Source organism: Curtobacterium sp. MCLR17_044, from assembly GCF_003234435.1.
Taxonomy (GTDB): domain Bacteria; phylum Actinomycetota; class Actinomycetes; order Actinomycetales; family Microbacteriaceae; genus Curtobacterium; species Curtobacterium flaccumfaciens.
On the sequence record NZ_QKTC01000014.1, the window covers coordinates 129,199 to 135,569 of the forward strand.

General features: G+C 73.0%; 6 protein-coding genes. 1 reads left to right on the forward strand and 5 read right to left on the reverse strand.

What is annotated here, in order from left to right; translation table 11 throughout:
• Positions 1-68 precede the first annotated feature (68 nt).
• From DEJ04_RS11775 to DEJ04_RS11790, 4 genes are all read right to left on the reverse strand, one after another.
• Positions 69-773 (reverse strand): MerR family transcriptional regulator, encoded by a 705-nt coding sequence (locus DEJ04_RS11775; protein WP_111047169.1) that lies wholly within the window; start codon positions 771-773, stop codon positions 69-71.
• Complete coding sequence (locus tag DEJ04_RS11780) at positions 773-1,252, reverse strand: FHA domain-containing protein (protein WP_051596676.1); 480 nt, start codon at positions 1,250-1,252, stop codon at positions 773-775. Before DEJ04_RS11780 ends, DEJ04_RS11775 begins: the two co-directional genes overlap by 1 nt.
• 157 nt (positions 1,253-1,409) lie before the next feature.
• On the reverse strand, positions 1,410-2,441 hold the full coding sequence (locus DEJ04_RS11785; protein WP_258371365.1) for an iron ABC transporter permease: 1,032 nt from the start codon (positions 2,439-2,441) through the stop codon (positions 1,410-1,412).
• Positions 2,438-3,472 (reverse strand): iron ABC transporter permease, encoded by a 1,035-nt coding sequence (locus DEJ04_RS11790; protein WP_111030321.1) that lies wholly within the window; start codon positions 3,470-3,472, stop codon positions 2,438-2,440. The genes DEJ04_RS11785 and DEJ04_RS11790 overlap by 4 nt, the downstream gene beginning before the upstream one ends.
• 159 nt (positions 3,473-3,631) lie before the next feature.
• Between DEJ04_RS11790 and DEJ04_RS11795 the strand changes: the two genes are divergently transcribed.
• Positions 3,632-5,143 carry a S1C family serine protease gene (locus DEJ04_RS11795; protein WP_258371366.1) on the forward strand — a complete coding sequence of 504 codons (1,512 nt, stop codon included), beginning with the start codon at positions 3,632-3,634 and terminating at the stop codon, positions 5,141-5,143.
• A gap of 19 nt (positions 5,144-5,162) precedes the next feature.
• Here DEJ04_RS11795 and DEJ04_RS11800 read toward each other — a convergent pair whose 3' ends face one another.
• Entirely contained in the window at positions 5,163-6,320 is a 1,158-nt protein-coding gene (locus DEJ04_RS11800; RefSeq protein WP_111047170.1) for a hypothetical protein, read from the reverse strand.
• Positions 6,321-6,371: the final 51 nt, after the last annotated feature.

A 6,371-nucleotide genomic window follows, 5' to 3' on the forward strand; every position in this document is an offset into this window, starting at 1 on the left:
CGCGTCCGGCGTGTCGAGGATACGCCTCGGCCACTGACACACAAGCCCTGTCGGAGCACCGGACGGCGTCATGCGTCGAGACTACCGATGGCCTGGCGGATGAGGTTCGACCGGATGATCTCGAGGTGCCCGGCGATCTCACGCGCGAGCTCGGTGGCCTTCGCGCGAGAGGTGGCGTCGCCCCGGCGGGAGACCGGCATGAGGGCGGACTCGATGAGACCCACCTCGCGCTCGGCGGTGCTGCGCAGCGTGCGGAGGTGGCGCGGCTCGATACCCGTGCGCTGCAGTTCGACCAGGGCCTTCAGCACGGAGACGCCGTCGTCGCCGTAGGTGTCGGTGGCCGGGAGCAGCGAAGCCGAGACCGCGTCGGCGAGGAGCATCGGGGAGGCGCCGGCTGCCCGGACCGTCTCGTCGCGGGTGTACCGGCGTTCGCGACCGAGGATCGACGGCTTCGGCGCGTCGCCTCCACCGGGCAGGACGGGCTCGCGTCCGGCATCGAGGTCGGCGAGGTACTCCTTGATGACCTTGAGCGGCAGGTAGTGGTCACGCTGCAGTCCGAGGATCACCCGGAGCCGCTCGAGGTCGGCAGCGGAGAACTTGCGGTACCCGCTGGCCGTGCGGATCGGGGTGACGAGCTCGCGCTCTTCGAGGAACCGCAGCTTGGAGCTCGACAGGTCCGGGAACTCGGGCTTGAGGCGAGCGAGGACCTGCCCGATGGTGAGCAGGTCCGGTGCCGCGGACCCCGCCCGGGCCGCAGCGGACCGTGCGGCCACTACGCGTTCGCCAGGCGCGCCAGGTCGACCCGAGATGCGTAGAACGTCAGGCGGAACTTGCCGACCTGGACCTCGGCCCCGTCGGTGAGCAGCGCTTCGTCGATGCGGACACCGTCGAAGTACGTGCCGTTCAGGGAGCCGTTGTCCTTGACGCTGAAGCTGGTGCCGTGGCGCAGGAACTGCGCGTGCTTGCGCGACACGGTGACGTCGTCGAGGAAGATGTCGGCGTCGGGGTGTCGACCGGCCGTCGTGACGTCGGAGTCGAGGAGGAACCGCGCACCCACGTTGGGGCCGCGACGGACCACGAGCAACGCCGACCCGGAGGGCAGGGCGTTGACGGCTTCACGTTCTTCGGTCGAGACACCGGACTCGGCGGTGAGCGCCGCGCCCATGTCCATGCTGAAGGTCAGCGTGGTGTCGACCAGCCGCTGCTCCGGGGTCTTCTGACCGCCCGGCTGCGGGACCACTGGATCTGGCATCGGTGGACCTCCTCCTCTTGGCCCACCAGCGTATCGGAAACGAAGCCCCGAGCGGCAGCCCCGTTCTGGGACTGTGGAGGGACTTCCGCGATCCGCGAACGCACGAGCCGCGTCAGCGACCCGTGGGACCCACGTCAGCAACCCGTGGGACCCGGCGTCACCGTCCCCGCGCGAGCAACCAGAGCAGGTACGGCGCCCCCACGACGCCCGTCACGACGCCCACCGGCAGCGCGGTGCCGGGGAAGGCGAACTGTGCCAGCAGGTCGCTGCCGAGCGTGATCGCGGCACCGACGGCAGCAGCCGGCGCGAGTGCCACCCGTCCACCGCCGACCAGGCGTCGGGCGATCGGCGCGGCCATCAGCGCCACGAACGAGACCGGCCCCGCGGTGGCGACGGCTGCGGCGGTCAGGCACACGGCGGTGAGGAGCAGGAGCACCTTCGCCCGGTCCGGCCGGAGTCCGAGTGCGGCGGCGACCTCGTCCCCGAGGCTCAGGACCTGCAGACGGGCGGACTGCAGCAGCGCGAGCACGCCGAGCACGACGAACGCGACGCCGAGCACCCCGACCAGGTCGCGGTCGACGGCGTTCAGGCTGCCGGAGAGCCAGAGCAGCGCGGTGCCGGCCTGGGTGACGGTGCCGCTCGTGAGCATCCAGCCGGTGATGCTCAGGCAGATCGCCGCGACGCCGATCCCGACGAGGATCACCCGGTTGCCGGTGATCCCCCGTCGCCAGGCGAGCCCGGCGATGACGATCGAGACCACCACGGCGCCGACGAGCACGACCGAGAAGAGCGTGCCACCGCTGGCACCGAACAGCACGATGGCGGTGAGTCCGGCGGCGCTGGCCCCCGAGGTGATCCCGATGACGTCGGGGCTCGCGATCGGGTTCCGCACGACGCTCTGCACGATCGCGCCGGCGACGCCGAGACTGGCGCCGACGAGGACGGCACCGAGCACCCGCGGCCCGCGGAGCTGCCCGATCACGAAGTCCGAGATCCGGTCCCCCTGGCCGAACAGGGCGGCGAGCACCTGGTCCGGGGCGAGCGGGATCGAACCGGCGCCGAGCCCGACCAGGACGAGCACCACGACGACCACGAGCACGGCGACGAGCACCGAGACCTCACGACGCAGGCCGGCCGAGCGGCGCAGACCGCCGGACCGCGGGCGGCCGGAGCCGAACAACTGCCTCACAGTCCCCGCACCGCCCTCGACCGCACGAGCGCGATGAACACCGGCGCCCCGATCAGCGCCGTGACGATGCCGACCTGCAGCTCCCCCGGGTACGCCACGACGCGACCGATCACGTCGGCGACGAGCAGCAGTGCGGGGGCGACGATCGCCGACAGCAGGATGGTCCAGCGGTGGTCCGGGCCGCTCAGCCGACGGACGGCGTGCGGCACGGCGAGCCCGACGAAGGCGATCGGCCCAGCGGCGGCCACCGCGGACCCGGCCAGCAGCACCGCGACCAGACCGCCCACGGCGCGGACGAGCACGACCCGCTGCCCGAGCGACGCCGCGAGTTCGTCCCCGAGCGCGAGGGTGTTCAGCGACCGACCGAGACCGAACGCGATCACCAGCCCGACGAGCACCGGCGCCGTAATGATCCCCGCCGTGCCGAGGTCCTTGCCGGCGAGGGCACCGACCTGCCAGAACCGCAGCTGGTCGAGCAGGCTCTGATCGGTCACGAGCACCGCGGTGGTGACCGACGACAGCGCCGCGGCGACCACGGCTCCGGCGAGGGCGAGCCCGACGGGTGAGAGGCCACGACGGGCGACGGTCGCGATCCCGTACACGAGCACGGCGGCGAGTGCGGCCCCGACGAACGCGAACGGCAGGTAGGCAGCCGTGCCGCTCACGCCGAAGACCGCGATCCCGGCCACCACGGCCAGGGTCGCACCGGAGTTGATGCCGAGGACGCTCGGGTCGGCGAGCGGGTTCCGCGTCACGCCCTGCATGACCGCCCCGGCCACCCCGAGCGCGGTTCCGGCGAGCAGTCCGACGACGGTGCGGGGCACACGGTTGCCGAGCACGATGAGCCCGACCTCGTCGCTCCGCCCGGGGTGCATCACCGTGTCGAGGACGGTGCCGAGCGGGATCGGCCGCGAGCCGTACGCGATCGACAGCGCACACGCCACGGCGAGGACGACGACCGCCAGCACGGTCGCACCGACGAGTCGGGGGACGGAGCTGGGAGCCGGGGGCGTGGACGTCGACGGAGGCATGGAAGTAAGGCCACCCTAACGCCGGAGCCCCACTCGGCGTCCCCCGAGCAAGCCCGGAGCGTGCGCAGGGTTCGTTCATAGGCTCGTCATGGGGAAGCGCCCTGTACTGGTCTCCATCGACGCCCGACCGGGCCGTCGAGGGACGACCGGAGAGCACCGATGAACGAGACCCCGAACCCCGCAGCCGCCGACCACGACGAGGACGGCACCCCCGCCGCGCAGCAGCAGGCTCCCGGGATGCACTGGGAGGCGCCGCACGCCGACCCGGCCTCCCTGCGCCCGGCGTATGCGTTCGACGGCTCGGGTCCCTACCTCTACGGTCCGGACGGCTCCGGCCCCTACGCCTACACGCCGGACGGCCGCGGCCCGTACCTGATCGGCAGCCCCGCCCTCGCCGGCGCGAACCACGCCTGGGCGTACTCGGCGGCGACCGCGAACCACTCCGGTACGACGAAGCGCCCGCGTCGGCTGGGACTGATGATCGGCTCCGGCATCGCTGCACTCGCCATCGTCGGTGCGGCCGGTGGCACCGCCCTCGGCCTGTCGTCGCAGGGGACGACCACGACGTCGAGCCAGTCGCAGGGCACCACCACATTGCCCGACACCGGATCCGGCACCGACGGGACCGGCGGCACCGGCAGCAGCGACGGCACGAACGGCTTCACGGTGCCCGGCGACGGCAGCGGCAGCGGCAGCGGCAGCGGCAGCGGCACCAGCGGCGACGGCAGCACCGGCACGAGCACCCAGTCCCCCGCCACCGCGGCGACGGCCGCCGACAAGAAGGGCGTCGTGACCATCAACACCGTCCTGAACTACGACGAGTCGTCACAGGCGGCCGGCACCGGCATGGTCCTGACCTCCGACGGCACGATCCTGACGAACAACCACGTGATCCAGGGCGCGACGAGCATCACCGTCACCGACGAGACCACCGGCAAGGAGTACAAGGCCGACGTGGTCGGGGCCGACGCCACGAACGACGTCGCCGTCCTGAAGCTCGAGAACGCCTCGGGGCTGTCCACGGTCACGCTCGACGACGACGGCGAGCCGAGCACCGGTGACACCGTCAAGGACGTCGGCAACGCGGAGGGCACCGGCAACCTCGTCGCCGCCGAGGGCACCGTCACCGCGACCGACCAGGACATCCAGGTGCAGAGCGAGTCCGGCACCGGCACCGAGTCCCTGACCGGCCTGATCGAGATCTCGGCGGACATCGTCTCCGGTGACTCCGGCGGCCCGGTGCTCGACAGTGAGGGCGAGGTCGTCGGCATGGCCACGGCAGCGTCCTCCGGCACCGCCGACGTCACCGGCTACGCCATCCCGATCACCACCGCGAAGACGATCGCCGAGAAGATCCTCGCCGGGGAGTCCTCGAGCACGATCACCATCGGGCTGCCCGCGTTCCTCGGGGTCGAGGTCAGCAACACCTCCGGCACCACGGGCGGCGTCGCCGTCGCCGGCACGGTCGAGGGCTCCGGCGCCGCGAGCGCCGGCCTGACCGCCGGGGACACGATCACGAGCATCGACGGCACCGCGGTCACGAGCTCGGATCAGCTGACCAAGGCCGTCCAGTCGCACTCTGTGGGCGACAAGGTGAGCGTCCGGTACACCGACAGCACCGGCGCCGCGAAGACGGTCACGATCACCCTGACCGCCGGCCCCGCCGCGTAGCGGGAGAACCCGGGCGCGCTCAGCCCAGCAGCGCCCGCACCACCGACCGGTAGACGTTGGCCGGGGAGTCCGTCCGGAAGGCGGTCTCCCCGGCCTTCGTCGCGCCCACGCGCGCGAACCCGTGCCCCTCGGCCCGCACGATCGTGATCGGCTTCGGCTTGCCGGGTCGACGCAGGTACGAGATGGTCCACGGCGCGGCCCAGAACCGCGCGAGGCGCGGGTCCGCCTCGGCGAGGGCCTCCGGCAGGTCCGGTGCGTCCGAACCGCCGGCCAGCTTGCGGCCGAGCAGGTGCCATGGGAGCGACCCCGTGCGGAACGGGAAGGTCCACGTCGGACCGATGCCGAGCCTCCCGGCCAGCAGCGCGACGGCCCGGTCGGGCGTGACGGACGCGACCACGGCACCCGCCGCGTCGGTCCCGTCGACGACGGTCTGCGACCAGGCCTGGAGGCGCGACTCGCCCCCGTCGGGCAGGTGCTGTTCCAGCGTGACCGGCTGGGCATCGCCCTGCCAGGGTTCGAGGAGGGTCTGGGTCGACTCCGGCAGCGTGCCGAGTCGGCCGACGAGGCCCGCCTCGATGAGTTCGCGGCCCGCCGCGGTGCGGAGGAGCGTGGGGTTCCACCGGCGTCCGGCGAGGCTCTGCAGGGTGCCGATCGCGTCCGTGCTGAGGCGGGGGCCGTCGAGCGACGGTGCCGGGGCGGGGGCCGGCAGGGGTTCGAGGTCACGCTCGGGGCGGACCGGGACCGTCTCGGTGGCGCGGACGCTCTCGAGGACGGCGAGCACGAGGTCGTCGGTCTCGAGCAGCCGGGCGAGCGGGCGTTCGATCGTCAGGTCGAGGCGGTGCCGACCGGTGACGAAGAGCAGGTGGGTGCCGGCGACGTCGCCGTGCTCGTCGGGCCGGACGTACTCGACCAGCCGGGCCGGCGCGCCGGCGGTGGTCCACGGGTCGCAGCCGACGAGCAGCAGGCCCTCGACGGAGCCGGGCAGCCGTTCGAGCAGACCGGTGTTCTCGTCGCCGATCGCGCGGTCGCTGGGGCGGGATCGGACGGTGAGGACGACGTCGTCGCCGGTGACGCGCAGGTCCGCCTGGGCTGAGTCCTCGCGGCGCCAGGAGTCCGGGCGGCGGAGGGTGAGGCGGGCGGTGCGGTCCTCGGTGCCGAGCGGGACGGGGACTGCCATGGGATGAGCGTATGTCGGGAGCGGGGCGCGGGGGCCTGCGGCTCGCCGGGG